Consider the following 21,267-nt stretch of genomic DNA (forward strand, 5'->3'; position numbering starts at 1 on the left):
ACGCGCCCGGGCAGGTAATTGCGAACAACGACACGAGCGCGCGGAGCAAGTGCGTACGCCCACCTGCCAGCACAATGCGTTCCGATGGAATCCCACCATCCGCAGCACCTGGAGGAAAAATGCTCGTCCCCGCCCACAGAATGGCCCTGACGGCCTTCTCCGCACTGGCCGCCACCACGCTATTCACCGCTCCGGCCGGCGCCACGGTTTTCAATCAAGGGATTTCCGTACATCGTGACGCCTACGTCGCCAAGGACGGCGCCGTCACCCTTTCCGGGATGTATCACTGCGAGCAGGCGTCACCCATGGGGGCGATGCAGATCAAGGCGACCGTCGAGCAGGAGGGCGGCGGCCGGCTGAGCATCGGCGCCGAGCAGATCGTCTGCGACGGCCAGGATCACCGCTGGGTGGCCAACGCCCCGGGCGCCTTCGTGAACGTGCACCCGGGCCACGCGGTGGTCACCGCCGAGCTCCAGGAGGTCCGGCTCTCGGGCCTGATGCCGAGGTCGGTCACCACGGTCGCCCAGGACTCGCACGACGTCGAGGTCCGCGAGCACTGAGTGGTGGGGGCCCGCGGCTCGCGCCCGGGGCCGGTAGCCGCCGCTACCGGCAGTCGGGGGCGACGTCCGTCATCGACATGAAGGCCACCGACCGGCACGCGGGGTCCGCGTGCGGCCGCCCCGTCGCCCGGTCCACGACGGCCGACACCCCGGCCACCAGCAGGAGCACGGCCAGGGCGCCCGTCACGGCGGCCTTGGTCAGCCCGCGCACAATACGATCCGTTCCATGGCTCGCATCATCACCCCGCCCCCGGCGCCCCACAACCCGGGGTGATCGTCCGGTCACCCCGCGCTCCGGGGGCTGCCGCCCGCGTCGAACTCGCACCACACCGCCTTGCCGTCGCCCCGGGACTCCACGCCCCAGTGCGTGGCCAGCGCGTCCACCAGCAGCAGCCCGCGCCCCGTGGTGGCCGCCTCGCCCGGGGTGCGCCGGCGCGGCCACACGCTGGAGCGGTCCTTGACCCACAGCCGGATCCGCCGGACCGGCTCCGGCAGCACCTCCATCGTCAGCACCGCCCCGCCGTCGGTGTGCAGCAGGGCGTTGACCAGCAGCTCCCCGGCCGCCAGCTCCACGTCGTCGGCGAGCTCCGGCATGCCCCAGTCGCGCAGGGCCTGGCGCAGGGCGTAGCGGGCCTCCGAGAGGCCTTCCGGGTCGGCCTGGTGGACGTACTGGTGGATGCGCGGCGCCCGGTGGGTGCCCGGGTCGGGGGCCCGGCGCAGCACCAGCAGGGCCACGTCGTCCCCGGAGCCCCAGCGCTCCCAGAGCCGGTCGGAGAGGTGGTCGGCGAGCGCCCCGGCCCCCTGGGGGCCGCTGCGCACCGCCTGGGCGAGGGCGTCCATCCCGGCGGTGATGGTGGTGCCCGGCTCCTCCACCAGGCCGTCCGTGCACAGCACCATGGTCTCCCCGGGCACCAGGTCGAGCCGGGTCTCGGGGAACTCCTCGTACCCGAAGAGCGAGGCCAGCCCGAGCGGCAGGCCGCCGCGCACCTTGGGCCAGCCCGTACGCCCGTCCGTGTGCCGGATCAGCGGTCCGAGGTGCCCCGCGCGGACCGCCCGTACGCCGCCCGTCTCCAGGTCCACCTGCGCGTACATGCAGGTGGCGAAGCGCTCGGTGTCCAGCTCGGCGAGGAAGCGCGAGGCCCGGGCCAGCACGGTGGACGGCGGATGGCCCTCCCCCGCGTACGCCCGCAGCGCGATCCGCAGCTGGCCCATGATCGCCGCCGCGTGCGTGTCGTGGCCCTGGACGTCGCCCACCACGACGCCCACGCGGTCGCGGGGCAGCGAGATCACGTCGTACCAGTCCCCGCCGACCTCCCGCCCGCTCCAGGCGGCGTGGTAGCGGACCGCGATCTCCCCGCCGGTGATCTCCGGGATCCGGCGCGGCAGCATGGCGGCCTGCAGGCCGGTCGCGAACTCCCGTTCCTGGTCGAAGAGGAGCGCCCGCTGGAGGGACTGGGCCACGATGCCCGCCAGGCCCAGGCAGAGGTTGCGTTCCTCCGGGCTGAACTCGGTGCGCCGCCGGTAGAAGAGGACCAGCCCGCCGATGGCCTTGGCCTGCGCGATCAGCGGCAGGTAGGCGGCGGCGTCGTACCGGATCCGGTTCAGGTAGTCCGCGAGGAGCGGGAACTCCCCGCCGAGTTCGGTGAGCGAGGTGACGAAACGTGCCTGCCGGGTGAGCACCGCGCGCGACAGCGGCAGGGAACCGTCCAGCCGGGTGAACTGGCGCTCGCTGAGGATCTCCAGGGACTCCCCGCTCAGCGCGATGATCTTGATGGTGCCGCCCTCGACCAGCCCCAGGGCCAGCCCGTCCGCACCGAGCCGTTCCAGCGCGCCCGCCCCGGTCAGCGCGGCCGTGACGTCGTCGACCGTCACCGCCCGCGACAGGGCCTCCGTGGTCCGCTGCACGATCGTCGTCTGCTGGGCGCGCGCCGCCTCCAGCTTGCGCAGCAGCGTCGCGTGGGCCAGCTCGGCGGTCGCGTCCCGGACGATCCCCACGATCCGCTCGGGCTGCCCGGCGCCGTCCCGGAGCACCCGGCCCGAGGTGTGCGTCCACTGGTCGCGGCCGTCGCGCCGCTGCACCATGAAGTACGCGCCGTACGTGTCCCCGCCGTCCGCCAGGACACCTTCGATGATCTCGGTCAGCCTGACCCCGTCCTCGTGCGGGATGCGCCGTCCGACACCGGGAACGGTGCCGTCGAACTCCTCCGGCCCGAGGTCGAATACCTCCATCGCGGCCTCGTCCAGCACCACCGTCCCGGCACCCAGGTCCCATTCGAGACTGCCCATGCCGTTGAGCGCGAACCGCTCCCCGGGCACGGTCACGGGGGAGTGCCGGACCGGCTCGGGTCCGTCCCGTTCCGCCGCTGCCACGTTCCACACCACCTAACGGCCGGGCCAGCACGGCTGGGAGATCAGCCGCTCCCACTCCTCGTCAGGATGCCCCGGAAGGGTGCGCCCGGCCTCCTTCCAGCGCTTGACCACGGAGAGGTAGATCGTGGGCTGGTCGGCGTGGGAGGCCGTCGCGTACGGACCCGCGTACGGGCCCGCGTACGGCCCCGGATACGCGGTGCGGTCGTACCCGGCGGCCCTGGCCCGACCCGCGGGCTGTTCCCCGCGGCTGGCGGGAATGCGTACCCAGCCGCGGCCCTGCGCTCGCTCCGAGCTCATCACGGACCCCTTCTCTCCGCGGATCTCACCGCAGATACGTCTTCGGATGCCCTGGGGATACCCCCGGAACGTGCCCGGGGGAAGCAGCCAGGCCCGGCCGGGCGACACCGGGAGAACCCGGCCGCGGACCCCGGGCACCGAGGCGCTTGCGGACTCCTCTCACCAGTCTCCCCGCCGTGAAGCCCGCGCCGTGCACGAATCGCATGGAAGGGCCGAATGAGGGAGCCGTCAGCAGCCCCGCGAAGAACAGCCCGGGCCACGAGGACTCGAATGCGGGGCTCAGCTCCGGCGCCCCGCTCTCCCCCACGGTCTCCAGCGCCGCCCGCAGCCCCGCGTCGAGCAGCTCCAGCCGGGCCAGCTCCGGGACGAAGCCGGTGGCCGCGATGACGTGCGCGGTGTCCAGCACCACGGACTCCCCCGCCCGGTTGGTCAGCCCGAGCCGGGTCCGTTCGCCCACCGCCACCGCGCGGTGCAGCCGGTGTCCGAGGAGGACGGGGACGCGCCGCTCGAAGCGGTCCCGCAGCCACCAGGCACCGGCCGGGCCCAGCGCCGTCGCCGCGATCCGCTCCCGGGTGGGCGCGGGCAGCCGGCGCACCGCCCAGGGCAGCTCCGACCACACCCAGCTGCGCCAGCCGGTGCCGAGACCGCTGTGCGGATCGCGCAGGGCCCGCAGCGGGGGCCGGTCCAGGGGCTGCGGGACGGTGTTCCAGTTCAGCCGGGAGCGCCGGGCGACCAGGCAGGGCCGGGCACCCTGCTCGGCCAGCAGCGCAGCGGTCTCCAGAGCCGCCTGCCCGGCTCCGAGCACGGCGACCTCGCGGCCCGCGAACCGGCTCAGGTCCCGGTGGCCGCTGCTGTGCGAGTAATGCGCGGGCGGGAGGTCTCCCAGTGCCTCGGGGTGACGGACGAAGGGCATCACCCCGACCGCGAGGACCACCGTACGGGCGAGCAGGGGCGGTCCCTCGGCGGTGCGGACGCGGAAGCCGTCGCCCTGCGGGGTCACCTCCAGGACGGTCACCTCCTCCACCTCGGGTGCGGCCTGCCGGGCGAACCACATCCCGTACGCGCTGAACGTGCCGATCGGCAGCGGAGTGCCGTGTTCCGCGGCCATGCCGAGGGTCGCGCAGTAATCGGCCAGGGTGTGCCGCCCGTCCGGCGCGGACAGGTTGGACGACCAGGGCTCCGACTTCAGGTACATGCCGTCGGGCATGTGGTCGCGCCACGAGGCCATGGGCCGCCCCAGCAGCCGTACGCCGAGCCCCGCGGCCGCCGCGTGGGCGGCGATCGACAGCCCGTACGGGCCCGCACCGATCACCACGAGATCGTCGATCCGCGTCAACGCCGCTCCTCCAGCTCGATGGTCACCGGCCCGGCCCGGTCAGCCGCGCCGGTCCGGGTCAACGGGTCACCAGCTCGTCCGGCTCGGCCGAGGCCTCCGGCGGAACGGGACGGGAGGCCTGCGCGCCGGATCCGGTGGAGCCGCCGGCACCACCGGCACCGCCGGATCCGGCGGGCGCCTGGTTCCGGCCGCGCTGCCGGGGCGCGCGGACGACGGCGAGCGCCGTGCGGCGGCCCTGCTCCGGGACCCCGCGCAGCGCCCGTACGCCTTTCCCCGCGCCCCGCCCCAGCAGGGCGCCGAGCATCGCCAGGAACGGCAGCAGGTCGTCGGCGGCGAACCAGGCCGTCTCGACGCGCCCCCGCTCGGCGGACCGCTTGGGGGCCCGCTTCGGAGCCGGCCCCTGCTCCCCGCCCGGACCCGAGGACGCGGACGCTCCCGCCGGCCCGGCCGGGTCCGCGGGGACCGCCGCCGGGCGGCGCGGCATCGACCCGCCCCGGATCCTCGCCAGCAGCGCGTAGTTCTCCGCGACGAACACCCGGCCCGGCCCGCCCGAGGACTGCGGGACCTGCTGGCCCGTCAGGTCCAGGTACATCGCCTGTACGACGTCCAGCCCGGCCGAGTCCGCGAACAGCCGGAACTGCGCGCCCGGCCGGGGATTGAAGTCCACCAGCCGGAAGCAGCCCACCTCGTCGCGGCGGAAGTCCAGGTCCAGGATCCCCTGGTAGCCCAGCCGTTCGGCGAGCCGCAGCCCCGCCTCCTCCACCGCCGGATCCGGCAGCCAGCGCCCCACGGCCGTCAGCCCCGTCCGCACCGGCCAGGACAGCTCCTTGCGGCCCGAGCCCGCGAGCAGGGGACGCCCGCCCCGCGCGAAGGCACCGTGGAAGAACCAGTCCGTGTCCGGACCGGCCGGCAGGAACCGCTGGAGCAGCAGCCTGCTCCCGGCCTCGGCGGAGCGCTCGTAGAGCCGGCGCGCCTCGGCGGTGGTGTGCACGAGCATGGTGCTGCGCAGCCCGTCGGCCCCGGCGGGCAGCAGCCAGGGCCGGCTCCACTTGGCGACCACCGGCAGGCCGAGCCGCCAGGCCGCCTCGGCCGCCTCGGCCCCGCTCGCCGGGATCACGGTCTCCGGGTGCGGGACGTCCCACCGCGCGCAGAGCCGCGACAGCTCGGCCTTGTCAGCCACCCGGGCGGGCAGGTTGTCGGGCTGATGGGGAATCCGGAAACGCTCCCGGAGCATCGGCGCGACCCGGGACACGGCGATCGCGCTCAGGTCGTCCATGGCGATGAGCACGGCCGGGCGGCCGATCCGCTCCGACACCCCGGTCAGGCACTCCAGCAGCGCCTCGGGCGCCTCGGGGTCCAACCCGCCCGCCGGCCCGGGATGCACGGCGCGCAGATAACGCGAACGCCCCATGGGACCTCCCCCGGCCTCGACGACGGCATGGACCTCCACGCCCTTGCGGCCAAGGGATCTGACGGCGCCGAGGGTTCCGTGGTGGAACGGATTGCGGTCGAGTCTGAGCACAACGGCGGGCACATGGTTGAGATACGCGGACATGGCAACGGTGTCTTTCACCTAGTCGGACCAAGCGGGGGTGGTGCGCACCTGCTAATGGCCTACGCGGCAGTCACCGGACAGGCCATTCGTCAGATCTGATGCCTAACGTCTTTGGTAAGCACACCGATTCAGGAAAGCTCGGGAGACGCCATGCCCAGACCACGCCGCCGACTGGCGAGCACCTGCATCGGTACGGTCACGGCCGGACTGCTGGCCACCGGGGCCGCGATCGCGGCACCCGAGAAGGACCGGCCCGAGGGCTCGGACATCGCCATGGGCGCCTATCTCGACTACGGGCCGCCCGGGGTGGCCCGGATCCCGTACCTGTCGAGCTGGCTGGGCGGCAAGGAGATCCGGGTCGGGCACACCTATCTCCCCGGCGACAAGTGGGCCGGTATCGAGGGCAGGGTCTCGTTCCTGGAGGACTGGGCCGACTGGCGCCTCGCCGAGGACGACCGGCTGTTCGTCCTCAACGTGCCCATGCAGGAGCGGAACGAGGGCCGGGTGCCCGACTACATGGTGGCCCAGCTGATCAGGGCGGGCGCGGAGGGCCGGTTCGACCGGCACTTCCAGCGGCTCGCCGAGCGGCTGGTGGAGCTGGGCGTCCCGGACACGGTGATCGTGCTCGGCTGGGAGATGAACGGCGTCACGTACACCCACCGGTGCGCACCGGACCCCGAGAACTGGAAGCTGTACTGGAAGCGCATCGTCAGCACGATGCGCGCCGTACCCGGGCAGGAGTTCAAGTTCGACTTCGCCCCGAACAGGGGTGCGGACGCGATCGCCTGGACGAAGTGCTACCCCGGCGACGACGTGGTCGACGTCATCGGAATGGATTCGTACGACCAGGGCCCCGGCCGGACCTTCGACGACCAGATCACCCAGCCGTACGGGCTCCAGCAGCAGGTCGACTTCGCGAAAGCACACGGCAAGCCGATCTCCTACCCGGAGTGGGGGCTGTACCGGCGCGGGGACAATCCGGAATACGTGCGGCGCATGCTGAAGTGGATCACGCAGCACAAGCCGCTCTACCACACCATCACCGACTACTGCCCGCACGGCGTGTGGCAGTGCAAGCAGAACCCGGAGTCCGCGAAGGCCTTCCGCGACGCGCTGACGCCCGAGCGGCCCGGACCGGTGGTCCCGACCCCGGTGGTGCCCACGCCCGTGGTGCCGACCCCGGTGGTCCCGACCCCCGTGGTGCCCACGCCGGTCGTGCCGACCCCGCAGGTCCCGACGCCCCAGGTGCCGACGCCTCAGGTGCCGGCCCCGCAGGTGCCCGCGCCCCAGGTGCCCGCGCCCCAGGTGCCCACACCTCAGGTCCCGACGCCGGAGATCCCCACGCCCACGCCGGTGGTCCCGACGCCCCTGGTCCCCACACCCGTGGTCCCGAAGCCCACTCCGGTGGTCCCTAGCCCGCAGACCCCGCTGCCGGTCAGCCCGAGCCCGGTCAGCCCGAGCCCGGTCGTCCCGGCGCCGGTCACCCCGAGCCCGGTCACCCCGAGCCCGGTCGCCCCGAGCCCGGTCGCCCCGAGCCCGCAGGTCCCGCTGCCGGTCACGCCCAGCCCGCTCGTCCCGACACCCGAGGTCCCCGACCCCGACCCCGACACCGATCCCGAGCCCTCCCCCCGGCCCTCGCCGGCGGTCCCGACGCCCCAGGTCCCGGCGCCCTCGCCGGTCGCCCCGAGCCCGCTCACTCCGAGCCCGGTCACGCCGAGGCCCGAGCCCACGCCGCCGAAGCCCCTGCCGCAGCCGGTCAACAGCAAGCACTGGTGTGTGCCGCTCAACTTCGGCGAGTGGCTCTCCAAGCTGGTCGGCATGCAGTCGGTCTGCATCAAGCTGGACTTCGGCAAGGAATCCGGCTTCTGGCCCTTCTAGACGGGTCATCGCACCCGCAGTTCGTTGAGCCGCGCCCGCCAGTCCCTGGCGGCCGGCAGCGCCTCCCGCAGTACGTCCACCGCCCGCTCGCGCCCCGTCACCTGCGACTCGTGTACGCGCAGCAGGGGCGCGAGCGCCGCCGTGGCCAGCAGGAAACGCCGGTTGACGACCGTTTCGGGCCGCCAGTGGTTCTTGTACGGCTCGTTGCCGCGCAGGAAGCTCACCACCGGCCGGCCCTCGGCGAGCGCCCGCCCCGCCTCGTAGCGCAGCAGCAGCGTCGCGACGTCCACCTTCCGCGTCCGCAGGTCGGGGTCGGCCCCGTACAGGTAGCCGCCGCTGAGCCCGGCCGACAGCAGCGTGACGTTGGCCGCCACCACCTTGCCGTCCAGCCGGAACTCCGTCAGCCGGCTCTCCCCCGCCCGCACCATCCGCCGCGTCGCCCGGGTCAGGTGCTCGGCGAAGCGGGGCCGCAGGTGCTCGGGCGTCACCCCGCGGCCGCGCCACTGCTTCTCGTGCAGCCGCAGCAGGGTCCGGACGGCGCGCGGCACTTCCTGCTCGGTGACCTCGTGCTCCTCGATCCCGGCCGCGTCGGTCTTGCGCAGTTTGGCCCGGACGCGCTGGGCGCCGGAGGCCGGCATCCGCTTGACCAGTTCGTCGAAGGGCAGCGTCGGCAGCTCCATGCACGTGGAGTCGGCGAGCATGCTGGAGACCCCGGGCCACTGCCGGTACAGCTCCTCGGCGGCGGCTCCGGGACGTACCTCCCGCAGGTCCACGACGGCGCCGCGGGCGGCCCGGTGCAGCCCGCGGGCCAGCGCCGGGACGACCTGGTCGGCGTACTCCGCCGCCACGAGCACGTCGAAGTAGTCGGTGATGGGACCGCCGAGCGGCACCAGCAGGGGCATCGGCCGGTGTACGAGCATCAGCGCGGCCGCGCCGACCAGCTCCTCGCCCCGCCGGACGAGGACGATCCGGAGCCGGCCGTCCTTGCCGTACGACAGCCACCAGGAGTGGAGCCAGGCGTGGCTCTGGAAGGGGGTGGCGGTGGGGCAGCCGCGGAAGAGCCTGTTCCAGGACTCCTCCAGCGCGGCGAACTGCCGGGGGTCGCGGCACAGCGTCACCGACAGGGCCCCGGCGGAGCCCGGACTCATCGAACGGACTCCTTCTCCTTGGCCGAGGCCGGCTCACCCTGTGCGGGCAGCGAGGCGTACTCCTCGACCGGGGACGGGGCGGCGGCCTCCACCGAGGCCTCGACCGGGGAGCCGCCCGCGGACCCGGCCACGGACCCGGTCTCGCTGTCCTCGGAGCGCCGCGCGCGGCCCGGCCGGGCGAGCAGCCACAGTCCGCCCAGCAGCCCGCCGGCGCACATCCCGACGGCGCCGCTGATGGCGGCGGACGGGGAGGCGGGCTCGGACGGGGCGACCGCCTGGTTGAAGAGGAGCAGCTGGACACCGGTGTTCTTGGCGGCCTGATTGCTGCTCAGGGACAGCGCGTCGGCGACCGCGTTCGCGATGTCGGCGGCCTCGGCGGGGCTCTTCGACATACCCGTGACGGCGATCATCGGGGACTCGGGTGAGGTCTCGGCCCGTACCTGGGTACGCAGCTTCGCGGCGCTGATGCCCGCCCGCGGCTGGGCGTAGGCGAGGGTGGAACTGCTGGTCGCGATCCGGGCGTAGGCCTGCGCGAAGCCGAGGGCGGTGGCCGGCTCGGTGGTGTCGTCGGGAACGGCGACGACATAGCTGGTGGCGGCGTACTCGGGGGTCTTGAGCACCCCGTACGCCCCGCCCGCGGCCAGCCCCAGCAGGGCGCAGGCGGGCAGCGGCCACCACAGGGGCGCCGACAGCTTCCGGCGGCGCGGCCTCCGCTCGGAGCGGTGGTCCGCCTTCCGCTCGGAGCGGTGGTCCGCCCTCCGCTCGGACCTGCTCTCGGCCTTCTTCTCGGCCTTCTTCTCGGGGTTCTTCTCGGGGTTCTTCTCGGGGTTCTTCTCGGACGTGTCGGCCATGGACGTGCTCGCTTCCTGGGTGGAGGGGCGTTCTTCGGGTCCCGTCGGGACCCCTTCGGACAGGGGGAGGGATCAGCCGGTGCCGGTCGGCTCCGCCGGTCCGGGCCCGACCGGCTCGCGCCGGGCGCCGACGACGGCTGCGCCGCCGGCGCCCGGCACCGGGCCGGCGGCGGCGCGGCCCCCGGCCGTCCCGGCGGCGCCCGGCGCGGCCGAGAGGGCGAGGTCGTACACGTCCAGCAGCTGCCGCGCGCTGCGGGCGATGTCGTAGCGGCGGACCACCGGCGGCGGGGGCAGCCGGCGCGCGCCCGCCTCCATGTGGCCCCGCAGCGCCGCGACCAGTTCCTCCGTGCCCGTGCCGATGCGCCGGGCCCCGGGGGCCTGCGCGGCGGGCAGGTCGTCGATGGCCGGGCAGGTCACGTGCAGGACGGGGAGACCGGCGGCCAGGGCCTCCACGACGGCGAGCCCGAAGGCTTCCTCCCGCGACGGCGAGACGAACACGTCCATGGCGGCCAGCAGCGCCGGGATGCCCGGGGTGCGGCCGTCCGCGCTGTCGCCCAGCGGATCCCGCTCCCCCAGCAGGTGGATCCGGCTCTGCGCGCCGAGCTCGGCGGCCAGTCGGCGCAGCCCCGCCCGCTCCGGCCCGTCCCCGGCCAGCAGCAGATGCGCCCCCGGCAGCGCGGCCACGGCCCGCACCAGGACGTCGAACCGCTTGCCGGGGACCAGCCTGCCGACCCCGCCGACCACGAAGGCCCGCTCGGGCAGCCCGGTGCGGGCCCGGGTGGCCCGCCGGACGCCCTCGTCGAAGCGGAAGCGGACGGCCTCGATCCCGTTCGGTACGACGTGCACCCGCGCGGCCGGCACCCCCCACCCCTCCAGCCGGGCGGCCACGGTGTCGGAGACGGCCACGGTGGCCGAACCCAGGCGTTCGCTGGCCAGATACAGCGTGCGCACCCCGCCCGAGAGCGGCCTGCCCTCGATCTCGCCCTCGCCGAGGGAGTGTTCGGTGGCCACGGTCGCTCCGGTGCCCGCGAGCCGGGCCGCGAGGCGCCCGTAGACACAGGCCCGGTACAGGTGCGTGTGCACGAGGTCGTACCGGCCGCGCCGGATGAACCGAACCAGCCGGGGCAGCGCCCCCAGGTCCCGGTTGCCCCGCATGCCCAGGTGAACGACCCGGACCCCGTCGGCGCGCAGCCCCTCGGCCACCGGCCCGGGGTTGGTCAGCGTCAGCACGTCGCACTGCATCGGCATGTGGCGCAGCAGCAGCCGCAGTTGCTGTTCGGCGCCGCCGACGCCGAGTCCGGTGATGATGTGCAGGGCCTTGACCGACTGGAGCGTCTTCACCGCTGCACCCCGCGCCGCAGCTCGCGCACCTGGTGGCGGAGCTGCTTGATCCGCAGCCGGGCGCCGCCGTCGGCCTGGCTGACGTGCGTACGCGGCAGTGCGTGCGGGCCGGCGAGCCGTCCGGGGTCGATGGCGCAGGCGTAGCCGTAACCGGCGGCCCGGGTGGCGTCGACGACCCGGGCGTCGAGGTGCCCGTACGGGTAGCAGAACCCCTCGGGCAGGGTGCCGGTCAGCTCGCGCAGCAGGTCGCGGCTGCCCCGCAGTTCCTGCTGGAGCACGTCGTCGGCGGTCGCGGTGAGGTCCTGGTGGAGGAGTCCGTGCGAGCCGATCTCCTGTCCGGCGTCGGCGACTTCGCGGATGCCCTCGGCGGTGAGCAGGGACTTGCGCGGGCCCAGCGGGTCCCACACGTTGTCCACGCCGAGCCGCCCGGGCAGCACGAACAGGGTGGAGGTGCAGTCGTAGCGGCTGAGCAGCGGGAGCGCATGGGTCAGAAAGTCGGTGTATCCGTCGTCGAAGGTCAGCCCGACCAGCCCGGCTCCGCGCCCGGCGGCGCGGGCCCGCAGCAGTTCCCCGACGGAGACCCCGCGCAGGCCCCGGGAGCGCAGCCACAGCAGCTGCGCCTCCAGGGCGAGCGGGGTGACGGTGATCCCGTACGGGTCCTCCGCGGGGTCGGTGAACTCGGCGACCGAGTGGTACATCAGGACCCACGGCGAAGCGGTCCGGCGGGTGGGGACCACCACGGCGGCGGGGGCCGTGTCGGTGTCAGCGGACATTGCGGAACCTCTGCGTGAGCTGGGAGATCTGACCGGGCAGGGCGGTGACTTCGAGGGCGCGTATGGCCATGCCGGTGGCTCCGAACATGGCCGGGACCAGGAGGCAGCCGAGGGCGGCGCTGACCATCGGGTCGGGGATCATCGGGCCGGCGATCCAGCCGGTGGCGCCCGCGGCGACGGCGGCGACGGCGAGCCGGCCGATGCTGACGGCGACCCGGCGGACCTGGATGGCGATGATCCGGGAGCCGAGGCCGGTGAGCAGCAGGACGGCGGTGGTGGAGATGCCGGCGGCGTTGGCGGCGGCGATGCCGTAGGTGCCCCACCAGCCGACGGCGAAGGCTCCGGCCACGACGTTGACGAGCAGTCCGGCACCCATCGCGAACGCCGGGAACCAGGTGGGCCGGGCGGTCGAGAAGAAGGGCCGGGACAGTGCCCCGACGAGGCAGTGGCCGAGGAGTCCGAGTCCGTAGACCCGCATGACGGAGGCGGTGGCGAGGGTGTCCGCATGGGTGAAGGCGCCGCGTTCGAAGAGGACCTGGATGATCTGGGGCGCGTAGCCGATGACGAGTGCGGTGCCCATCAGGACGGCCAGCGAGGCCAGCGCCAGGTCCTGCTCCACCCGCCGCCGGGCCTTCTCCCGCTCTCCCCCGGCCATGGCCTGGGCGACGACGGGGAAGGTGACGGTGCAGATCATCAGCGAGAGCACCATCGGCATCTGCGCGACCTTCTGCGCGTAGTTGAGATGGGAGATCGCCCCGGGCGGGAGCGAGGCGGCCAGGAACCTCTCGACGAGCACCTGCGACTGCCGGAACACCGCGAAGAAGATCACGGGGGCGATGACCCCGAAGGCGATGAGGGTGGGGCGGTCCCGGTCGCGCTGGTTCCGCGGGGCGGCCTTCTTCGCGCGGGGCGGGCCGAAGCCCACGTTCCGGACGAAGGCGGGCAGTTGGACGAGCGCCATCAGGAACCCGCCGACCGCGACGCCCGCGGCGGCGGCCCGGACGCCCCACAGGGCGTGCAGGGCCACCATCGTGCCGATGATGCCGACGTTGTACGAGACGTAGATCGCGGCGGGCGGCAGGAAGGACCTGTGCGCACGCAGCGCGGCGCTGAAGTATCCGGCGATGCCGAAGGAGAGCACGGTCAGCGCGGTGAGCCGGGTGCACTCGACGGCCAGTGCGGGGTCGGGCAGGCCGGGGGCGAGTACGGCGACGACGGCCGGCGCGGCCACGACGAGCAGGGAGGCGACGGCGGCCAGGAACACGACGAGGCGCGGCAGGGTCGCCCCCACCAGGAGCCGTACGGGATCCTGCGCGCGGGCTTCCCTGCGGGTGAGCCCGGCCCGGCTGGCGGCCCGCCGGGCCAGGGCGTGGCTGAAGGCGGGCACCATCAGCAGCGCCATGGCGTCCTCGATCAGCAGCGTCGAGGCCATCTCGGGCACGGTCCAGGCGATCAGGAAGGCGTCGCTGTCGTGCCCGGCCCCGAAGAGGTGCGCGATGGTCTGGTCGCGCACCAGCCCGAACACCGCCCCGGCGGCGGTCAGTCCGGCGGTGACGGCGGCGGCCTTGGCCAGGAACCGCCCGAGCGGCTGGCTCCCGCCGGGACCGCTGCCGCCGGGGGTGGCGGAGAGTTCGCCCGCCCTGCGGGCATGGCGCAGCTGGCCCCTTCCTCCGAGGGCGCTCCCGCCGGGACCGCTCCCGCCGGGGGTGGCGGAGAGTTCGCCCGCCCGGCGGGCATGGCGCAGCCGACCCCTTCCTCCGAGGACGGCAGGCTCGGACAGCTCGCCCGCTGCCCGGCTCCCGCCGGGGGTGGCGGCAAGACCGCCCGCCCGGGCCTCGGGGGCGTCGGCCGGGGCTCCGCCCGGATATCCGGCGGAGCCGAACACGCGCCTGCGCGTGCCCGGCTTACCGCCCGGGAGCCCCCCGGCGACGAACCCGGGATCCGCCGGGAGCGGCGCGGCCGCGGCGACGAATCCCGGATCCCCGGCGGCCTGTGCACCGGTCCCTCCGGGCAGGGCCGCGTTCCGTGAGCGGCCGGCGAAGCCGGGGTCCGCCGGGCCGGCGGCCCGCCCCGTCACGGGCACACTCCGCGGGTACCCGGCCACGCCGGGACGTCCGGCCGGATCGGCCCCGCCGGCCGGCCGCCCGGGCAGGGCTGCGTTCCGCGAGCGGCCGGCGAAGCCGGGGTCCGCCGGGACGCGTGAGGGGCCGGAGTCCGGGGCGCCCGGGACACGGGCGTGGCCCGCCCCGGCCGGGGAGCCGGAGGCGGGCCGCCAAGGCGTGGTGCCCGTCACGGGCGAGCCGCAACCCCGGGGGCCCTACCCCGTGAACCCGCACCGGAGGCGCCCCCGAAAGCCGCGGCCGCCCCACGCAGTGGACCCGCACCGGAGGCGACCGCGGAAACCACGGCCGCCCCACGCAGTGGACCGGCGACCCCCCGGGAGGGAAGCGCCCACCAGGCCGCCAGGCCGATGATCACTCCGGTCAGCACCGTGGACGGCCCGCCGATGTCCGCGTAGAGGAAGTCGGTCAGCTGCCACACGAACAGCCCGATCGCGATCAGCCCGCAGTCCCGCGCGCCGGCGCCCACGCCCCCGCCGGAGCCGAGCCGGCGCAGCCCCGCGACCAGCAGCGCCGCCCAGCCGCCCACGAGCGCGAGCAGCCCGATCAGGCCCTGCTCGCTCAGGATCAGCAGGTACATGTTGTGCGGGGAGAGCAGCGGCTGGCGCAGGTACGCCTGGCCGGCGCCGCCGGTGTCGCTGCCGGAGGACAGGCCCAGCGAGGCGTGCCCGTCCCGGTTGGCCGGGAAGCCCTTGAGCCCCACCCCCACCGCCGGCCGCTCGCGCCACATCGACTCGGCGGCGGCCCACATCGTGTAGCGGTCGGTCACCGACTGGTCGGGGGCGCTGGAGACCTGGGTGATGGAGGTCAGCCGTTCGGCGACCATCTCCGAGCCGACCCCCAGCCCGCCGACCAGGACCACCCCGGCGGCGGCCAGCGCGGCAACCACCTTCAGGGCCCGCCGGATCCCGGCCAGCGCCATCACCAGCACCGCCGCCCCGAAGGTGGCGATCCACGCGCCCCGGCTGAAGGACAGCACCAGCGGGAGCACCAGCGCCAGTGCGCAGCCCCCGGCGATCCGCCGGACGCGCCGCGGCAGCCCCGGAGCGAGCCCGGCGGCGGTTGCCACGATCAGCCCGTACGCCACGACGGTGGCCATGCCCATGACGTCACCGGGGCCGAAGGTGCCGACGGCCCGGACGTCCTCGCCCTGGTACGAGGCCCCGGTGTGGGTGGCGTACTGCACCACCCCCACCGCGCCCTGCACCAGCGCCAGGACCACGAAGCACCCGGCGGCCAGCCGGAACTCCGCGGCGCCCTGCACCAGCAGCACCACGGCCGCCGGCACCAGGACGAAGACCTGCAGGTAGCGCACGAAGCCGGGCAGGGCCGCGTACGGGTCCCCCGCGGTCATCGTGGCGACCGCGAGGCCCACGGCAGGCGCCCCGAGCACGAGCACACCCAGCGGGGTCAGCGCCCGCACCCGGCCGCGCAGCGCCTGCACCGCGCAGACGAAGACCAGCAGCAGCGAGGCGGCGTCGGCCGGGCCGACCTTCCCGGAAGCGGTGGCGTCCCCCGCCGGGAGCGGGGCGAGCAGGAACAGCACGGTGGCGGCGAGCGGCAGCAGCGGCCAGTGCCGGCGCAGCAGATCCGGCGCGTCCGGCCGGATCCACCGGCCCGGTACGGCGAGACTCATCAGCTGCCCCCCAGCCGGAAGCGGAAGAAGGAGGCCGCGGTGCGGGCGAGGATCCACAGGTCCTGCCACAGCGACCAGGTGTCGATGTAGTGGTTGTCGAAGCGGGCCCGGTCCTCGATGGAGGTGTCCCCGCGCAGGCCGTTGATCTGGGCGAGGCCGGTGATGCCGACGGGCATCCGGTGCCGGGCCTCGTAGCCGGGGTGCACGGTGGAGAACTTGGCGACGAAAAAGGGCCGTTCGGGGCGGGGCCCGACCAGGGCCATGTCGCCGCGTACGACGTTCCACAGCTGTGGCAGCTCGTCCAGCGAGGACTTGCGCAGGAAGGACCCGACCGGGCTCATCCCGCGGTCGCCCGCCACCGTCCAGCGGGTGGCGGCCTCGTGCTCGTCGGCGCGCAGGGTACGGAACTTCAGCAGGGTGAAGGGGCGCCCGTACAGGCCGACCCGCTCCTGCCGGAAGATCACCCCCGGCCCGTCCCAGACCCGTACGGCCAGCGCGCACGCCCCCATCACGGGTGCGGCGGCGAGCAGGGCGATCAGGGCGAGGACGGTGTCGATGCCCCGCTTGGCCCAGCGCTCCAGCGGCCGGGCCGGGCGCGGCAGCAGCGGCTGCACGGCGTACCCCCAGAGCTGGTCCGCGGGCTGCGCCACGCGCATGCCGGTGACCTTGGCGGTGCCGGCCGGGTCGGCGAGCCATAGCCGGCAGCCGTGGTCGTGGAAGAGCCGGACCAGGGAGGCGGTGCGCTCGTCGGCCTCCGGGGGGCGGGTGAACACCGCGTGCCCGACGGAGTTCTGGATGACCGCGCGCCGGATGTCCTCGTGGGTGGCGAGCAGCGGCAGGGCGCCGCCGCCGTCGCCCTCGGCGGGCGCCGCGATGTCGGCGAGTCCCACCGGGCGCAGCCCGAATTCGGGGCGGCCGTGCAGGGCGGCGGCCACCGCGCTCGCCCCGGCGCCGGGTCCGACGACGAGGGCGGAGGCGGGCCGTCGTACGGCCGAGCGGCGCTGGAGCTGGTTGACGAGGCCGCGGCCCGCGCACGCCAGGACGACCTGCAGGCAGACGGCGGTGAGCAGTGCGCTCCAGCCCATGGCCCGGGCCGGGTCGGCGGCGGCCGTGACGGCGGCGACCGAGCACCACAGGACGGCGGACCGCCCGGCCAGCACGGGCAGTTCGAGGAGTGCGGAGGGGGCGAGCCGCGGCCGGTAGAGCCCGGCCTGCGCGTGCAGCGCGGCGAGCAGGACGGGGGCCGCGGACAGGACGGGCAGCGCCGTCGCGGGCAGGGTCGTCGCGGTGAGTACGGCGGCCAGTGCGTCCGCGGTGAGCAGCGGGAGCATTCGGCCGCGACGGCGGATGCGCCGGGGGCGTACGGCGGAGCGGGCCTGGTCGGCCCTGGGCCCGCGCGGGGGGTGGATGGCGGTCGCTGAACGGCGGGCCGCCGCGGGGTGCGCGGGCGCGAAGGCGCCTCCGCCGGTGGGCCCCGTGCCGCCCTGCCCGGTGTGCCGGGCGGGTGCGCTGTCCATCGTCATCGGCTGATGCGCTCCTGGTTCAAGGGCCGGGGCCTGCCCAGCAGTTCGTGGTACAGGCCGGTGACCGCGTCCGTGGTCCGCCGCACGTCGAAGTCGGTCCGGGCGTGCTGCCGGGCCTGCTCACCGAGTTCGGCGAGGAGCCGCGGCTCGGCGAGCAGCCGTCCCAGGGCCTCGGCCAGGGCCGTCGGGTCCTCCGGCGGCACCAGGCACAGGCGTCCCTGGCCCGGCGGCAGGCTCTCCCTGGCGCCGCTGACGTCGGAGACCAGGACCGGGCGGCCGCAGGCCATGGCTTCGAGCGGGGCGAGCGCCATGCCTTCCCACCGCGACGGCAGTACAACGAGATCGGCGGCCCGAAGCCACGGTCGGATGTCGGCGGCGGCGCCCGCGAAGTGCACGCTGGTGCCGGACAGCGCGGCGATGCGGCGCAGCCGTTCGGTGTCGGGGCCGTCCCCGACGAGGGCGAGGCGGGCTCCGGGGACGGTGGCGAGGAGCTCCGGCCAGGCCCGCAGCAGGATGTCCTGCCCCTTCTGGAGGCAGATGCGGCCCACGCACACCGCGAGCGGCCCGTCGCCCGGAAAGCCTGTGGGCAGCGGCAGTTCGGTGCGGGCGCGGGCCCGGTCCCGGTCGGGGTCCGGTCCGCCGGGGCGGAAGTGGTCCAGGTCCACGCCGTTGCGGATCACCGACCAGCGGGCGGTGATCCCCTCGGTCTCGCCGGCGCGGCGTTCGGCGTCGCTGACGCAGAGCACCCGGTCGGCCCAGCGGGCCCCGTACCGCTCCCAGCGCAGCGCGAGCGCACCGGTGGCCCCGCCGACCGCGTCGAAGGACCAGGCGTGGGGCTGGAAGACGGTGGGCAGGCTCCCGCGCGCGGCGAGCCGGCCCGCCAGGCCGGCCTTGGCGCTGTGGGCGTGCAGGAGGTCGGGCCGCACCTGGTGGAGCACCTGCCGGGCGCCGATGATCTCGGCGGGAAGTCCGGGCCCGGGGGCCCGCCCGGCGTTCCAGGTGAGCACCTCGGCCCCGGCGGCCCGGGCGGCGTCGCCGAGCGTGCCGCCGGGCGGACACGCGACGACGGTGCGCAGCCCTTCGGCGGTCTGTGCGCGGACGAGGTCGGTGACGACCCTGGCCACACCGCCGTCGACGGGTTGTACGAGGTGGAGGACGGTCGTGGGCTGTGCCGCCCGAGGCTGACTGGGCACGTGGAGTGGTCTCCTACGTTCAGCGGCGCGCGTCTGTCTGAACGAAGAGCACGCCGAGGAAATGACCCTGACTTTCACCCGTGAACCTGAAGCTCAGACTGCGGGCACCACCGGACAGGGCGGGACTCAGGTCGAAGACGTCCGCGTCATATCCGAGATTATTCATATGTTCGGGCTGTCGCACGAACGACTGATTGCCGAATTCCGTGATCGTGGAATTCATAACATCATTAAAAGGATTTTCTCCATCGCTGAGACTCACCCGGCGACCGCTGTCGGCCGTCACGGTGAGTGAATCCCCGAGGATGCCCCGGTCCCCGTCGTACCCGACCACCCCGACCCGGCCCGCGGAGCCGGCCGGCGCGTCCAGGCCCTCGATCTCGACGGTTCCGTCCCCGCCGCGGGCGGCGATCGACTCGAAGCCGTCCCACACCGAGATCCGGCGCACCGGCTCCTGCGGGTGCTCGTAGGCGACGACCAGCGTCCAGCCGCCCCAGGCCCCCACGTCGGAGTGGCCCATCGCGATGTTGAGCTGGGCCACCGTCCACATGCCGGCGCCACCCTTGCGGACCAGCGGGGTCACGTCGGCGGAGGCCTGGTAGGCATCGCTGCCCGCGTCCGTCCGGTGGCCCATCACCGTGTCGGCGAGGACTTCCTTGTACGCGCCGCCGGGCTCGGCGACCAGCACCCGGCCGTCGTCCTCCGGCGGCTTCTGCTCGCCCACCCGAAGGTTCCCGCCCCAGTAGAGGCGGGCGTACGAGACCTTCGCGCCCTGCGGGACCTTGAGCTCGGCCCGGGTGGAGTTGTAGGTGTCCGGGTCCTTGTCGACCTCGCTGTAGAACATCTCGAAGTCGCTGTTGACCCCGGCCGCGCCCTTCTTGACCTCGGCGCACGGTTCGGCCTGCGGGGACTGCTCCTTGCGGCAGCTGATGCCGGAGTTGGAGGCGCGCACCAGCCCGCCGTGCTGCACGGCCTGGTAGCGCTGGGTGAACGGAATCCGGGGCAGCTCCTTGGGAGCGGGAGCCGCGGCCCCCGCCGTCTGGGCGTTCACGGAAAGGGTGAGGCAGGACAGCAGACCGAGCGTGCCGAGGATTCTGCGGGAGGAACCCATGACCCTGTCTCCAATTTCGATCAAGGGGACAAAACAGGAGTGAACTTTGTCAGAAATCAGGCCGGAAATCACGCCGGACTCGCTCGTACGGCCTTTTGGGCGATAGCACGCACCCTCGCAACGGGCGGGTCGTTATCGGTTGCACCACCGTTCGAGCCGAAAGGAAAAACGGAGATGAAGAAGAGGCTGGTGCGCGGCACCGCCATCGCCGTCGCGGGCGCCGCCGCGCTGCTGGGCGGCGCGGGCCTCGCCTCCGCGCACGGCGGGGACGGTGCGACGGCCCACGGCTTCACCGGCGGGTCCCCCGGCGTCCTGAGCGGCAACCTGCTCCAGGCGCCCCTCGACGTCCCGGTGAACGCCTGCGGCCTCACGGTGAACGTGATCGCCCTGCTGAACCCCTCGTTCGGCAACACCTGCGTCAGCGCCTGATCGTCAACCGCGCTGCCCGAAACGCCCGCATCCGAGTGAAGCCACGCAACCCGAACCGGGGCGGCGGCGTTGATCCGGGTGCTCCACTACCGGGCAATCCTGCAAAAAAGGGACGACAATGATCAAGAAGATGATGGCCTCGGCCGCGGTTGCCGCCTCGGTCGTGGGCATCGGTGCCGCCATGGCGCCTCAGGCGATGGCCATCGGGAACGACAACGGCGTCAACACCGTCCAGGGCAACGGCGCCGCGCAGATCTACGGCAACCAGGCCACCTACGGCAACATGAGCCCGCAGATGGCGCTCATCCAGGGCTCCTTCAACAAGCCCTGCATCGCCCTGCCCGCCAAGGCCAACGTGCAGTCCGTGCTGGCCCTGGTCAACATCGGCGTCCAGGACATCCCGGTCCTGTCCAGCCCGCAGAACCAGCAGTGCACCGAGAACTCCACCCAGGCCAAGGGCGACGAGGCCCTCTCGCACATCCTGGACAACATCCCGGTCCTCTCCGGCAACGTCTCGAACGGCAGCTGACCGAGGCCCGCGCCAGCGAGGCCGTCGCACCCACCGGGTCGCGGCGGCCTCGCCGCATGTAGGGCCGGGACGCTCCCCGGCCCCGGAATTGTCGATACAAATCCGTCGGCACCAGAAATTCGGTCCGGACATCGGACCGGGCATCGGGGTGAATTACCGGCGGGCCGCCGAAAATGTGCGGTTTCTTTTTCCCGGACCGCTCGTTGTTATTTCTGCAGTGGACACGCCTCTGCGGGAAGGAAAGAAATCAAAATGACGTACAAGAAGGCAGTGGTGCTGGCCGCCGGCGCTCTCATGCTCGCCGGTGCCGCCTCTCCCGCCATGGCCGACGCGGCCGCCGAAGGCAAGGCCGTGGGTTCCCCCGGCGCCCTGTCCGGCAACCTGGCCCAGGTGCCGGTGCACGTCCCGGTCAACGTCTGCGGCAACACCGTGAACATCATCGCGCTGCTGAACCCGGCGTTCGGCAACACCTGCGTCAACGCCTGACGAAGCGCTTGTGCCCGCAAGGGCAAGCCTCCTCGGGGTGGGGGGGGGGGGGGGGGGGGGGGGGGGGGGGGGAACAACCCCCCCCCCCCCCCCCCCCCTCATCCGACCACACTAAGAAAACAAACCAAAAC

At 74.1% G+C, this 21,267-nt stretch carries 19 protein-coding genes; 5 read left to right on the plus strand and 14 right to left on the minus strand.

Translation table 11 applies throughout. The features are described 5' to 3' along the window. Positions 1-119 precede the first annotated feature (119 nt). The gene (locus ACZ4YL_RS21495) at positions 120-560 is read left to right on the plus strand and encodes a DUF6299 family protein (protein ID WP_468118443.1); all 441 of its coding nucleotides are present in this window, start codon (positions 120-122) and stop codon (positions 558-560) included. 43 nt (positions 561-603) lie between these two features. Here the strand turns inward: ACZ4YL_RS21495 and ACZ4YL_RS21500 are convergent, their stop codons facing one another. The 5 genes from ACZ4YL_RS21500 to ACZ4YL_RS21520 all read right to left on the minus strand — a co-directional run bounded on the left by ACZ4YL_RS21500 (position 604) and on the right by ACZ4YL_RS21520 (position 6,118). Further along, positions 604-771: a hypothetical protein gene (locus tag ACZ4YL_RS21500; RefSeq protein WP_468118444.1), complete on the minus strand. Its 168-nt coding sequence runs from the start codon at positions 769-771 to the stop codon at positions 604-606. A gap of 71 nt (positions 772-842) precedes the next feature. Further along, a complete protein-coding gene (locus tag ACZ4YL_RS21505; RefSeq protein ID WP_468118446.1) occupies positions 843-2,930 on the minus strand; it encodes a SpoIIE family protein phosphatase in 2,088 nt (695 codons plus the stop codon). Positions 2,931-2,942: 12 nt separating this feature from the next. Beyond that, on the minus strand, positions 2,943-3,227 hold the full coding sequence (locus tag ACZ4YL_RS21510; RefSeq protein WP_390801448.1) for a hypothetical protein: 285 nt from the start codon (positions 3,225-3,227) through the stop codon (positions 2,943-2,945). A 25-nt stretch (positions 3,228-3,252) separates the two neighbouring features. Beyond that, complete coding sequence (locus tag ACZ4YL_RS21515) at positions 3,253-4,554, minus strand: NAD(P)-binding domain-containing protein (protein WP_468118591.1); 1,302 nt, start codon at positions 4,552-4,554, stop codon at positions 3,253-3,255. A gap of 67 nt (positions 4,555-4,621) precedes the next feature. Continuing rightward, positions 4,622-6,118 carry a carboxylate--amine ligase gene (locus ACZ4YL_RS21520; protein WP_468118448.1) on the minus strand — a complete coding sequence of 499 codons (1,497 nt, stop codon included), beginning with the start codon at positions 6,116-6,118 and terminating at the stop codon, positions 4,622-4,624. Positions 6,119-6,268: 150 nt separating this feature from the next. On the opposite strand from ACZ4YL_RS21520, the gene ACZ4YL_RS21525 reads away from it, so the two are divergent. Further along, positions 6,269-7,996 carry a glycoside hydrolase family 26 protein gene (locus tag ACZ4YL_RS21525; RefSeq protein WP_468118450.1) on the plus strand — a complete coding sequence of 576 codons (1,728 nt, stop codon included), beginning with the start codon at positions 6,269-6,271 and terminating at the stop codon, positions 7,994-7,996. Between the two features lie 5 nt (positions 7,997-8,001). On the opposite strand, the gene ACZ4YL_RS21530 is transcribed toward ACZ4YL_RS21525, so the two are convergent. From ACZ4YL_RS21530 to ACZ4YL_RS21570, 9 genes are all read right to left on the minus strand, one after another. Next, positions 8,002-9,144: a GNAT family N-acetyltransferase gene (locus ACZ4YL_RS21530; protein ID WP_468118452.1), complete on the minus strand. Its 1,143-nt coding sequence runs from the start codon at positions 9,142-9,144 to the stop codon at positions 8,002-8,004. After that, the gene (locus ACZ4YL_RS21535; protein ID WP_468118454.1) at positions 9,141-9,995 is read right to left on the minus strand and encodes a YveK family protein; all 855 of its coding nucleotides are present in this window, start codon (positions 9,993-9,995) and stop codon (positions 9,141-9,143) included. Before ACZ4YL_RS21535 ends, ACZ4YL_RS21530 begins: the two co-directional genes overlap by 4 nt. A gap of 72 nt (positions 9,996-10,067) precedes the next feature. Next, complete coding sequence (locus ACZ4YL_RS21540; RefSeq protein ID WP_468118456.1) at positions 10,068-11,336, minus strand: glycosyltransferase; 1,269 nt, start codon at positions 11,334-11,336, stop codon at positions 10,068-10,070. Further along, the gene (locus tag ACZ4YL_RS21545) at positions 11,333-12,109 is read right to left on the minus strand and encodes a polysaccharide deacetylase family protein (RefSeq protein ID WP_301370335.1); all 777 of its coding nucleotides are present in this window, start codon (positions 12,107-12,109) and stop codon (positions 11,333-11,335) included. Before ACZ4YL_RS21545 ends, ACZ4YL_RS21540 begins: the two co-directional genes overlap by 4 nt. Continuing rightward, a complete protein-coding gene (murJ, locus tag ACZ4YL_RS21550) occupies positions 12,099-14,402 on the minus strand; it encodes a murein biosynthesis integral membrane protein MurJ (protein ID WP_468118459.1) in 2,304 nt (767 codons plus the stop codon). Before murJ ends, ACZ4YL_RS21545 begins: the two co-directional genes overlap by 11 nt. Continuing rightward, the gene (locus tag ACZ4YL_RS21555; RefSeq protein ID WP_468118461.1) at positions 14,399-15,865 is read right to left on the minus strand and encodes an O-antigen ligase family protein; all 1,467 of its coding nucleotides are present in this window, start codon (positions 15,863-15,865) and stop codon (positions 14,399-14,401) included. The genes murJ and ACZ4YL_RS21555 overlap by 4 nt, the downstream gene beginning before the upstream one ends. After that, positions 15,865-17,388 (minus strand): exopolysaccharide biosynthesis polyprenyl glycosylphosphotransferase, encoded by a 1,524-nt coding sequence (locus tag ACZ4YL_RS21560; RefSeq protein WP_468118463.1) that lies wholly within the window; start codon positions 17,386-17,388, stop codon positions 15,865-15,867. The genes ACZ4YL_RS21555 and ACZ4YL_RS21560 overlap by 1 nt, the downstream gene beginning before the upstream one ends. Continuing rightward, positions 17,385-18,581, minus strand: coding sequence for a glycosyltransferase (locus tag ACZ4YL_RS21565; RefSeq protein WP_468118464.1), 1,197 nt, complete (start codon positions 18,579-18,581; stop codon positions 17,385-17,387). Before ACZ4YL_RS21565 ends, ACZ4YL_RS21560 begins: the two co-directional genes overlap by 4 nt. Positions 18,582-18,600: 19 nt before the next feature. After that, positions 18,601-19,764 (minus strand): DUF3344 domain-containing protein, encoded by a 1,164-nt coding sequence (locus ACZ4YL_RS21570; RefSeq protein ID WP_468118466.1) that lies wholly within the window; start codon positions 19,762-19,764, stop codon positions 18,601-18,603. Between the two features lie 102 nt (positions 19,765-19,866). Between ACZ4YL_RS21570 and ACZ4YL_RS21575 the strand changes: the two genes are divergently transcribed. The 3 genes from ACZ4YL_RS21575 to ACZ4YL_RS21585 all read left to right on the plus strand — a co-directional run bounded on the left by ACZ4YL_RS21575 (position 19,867) and on the right by ACZ4YL_RS21585 (position 21,136). Further along, on the plus strand, positions 19,867-20,121 hold the full coding sequence (locus tag ACZ4YL_RS21575) for a chaplin (protein WP_468118468.1): 255 nt from the start codon (positions 19,867-19,869) through the stop codon (positions 20,119-20,121). Positions 20,122-20,239: 118 nt separating this feature from the next. Next, positions 20,240-20,650, plus strand: coding sequence for a rodlin (locus ACZ4YL_RS21580; RefSeq protein WP_373042056.1), 411 nt, complete (start codon positions 20,240-20,242; stop codon positions 20,648-20,650). Between the two features lie 252 nt (positions 20,651-20,902). Beyond that, positions 20,903-21,136 (plus strand): chaplin, encoded by a 234-nt coding sequence (locus ACZ4YL_RS21585; protein ID WP_468118470.1) that lies wholly within the window; start codon positions 20,903-20,905, stop codon positions 21,134-21,136. Positions 21,137-21,267 lie beyond the last annotated feature (131 nt).

The sequence above is a fragment of the Streptomyces sp. NPDC030021 genome, assembly GCF_055574035.1.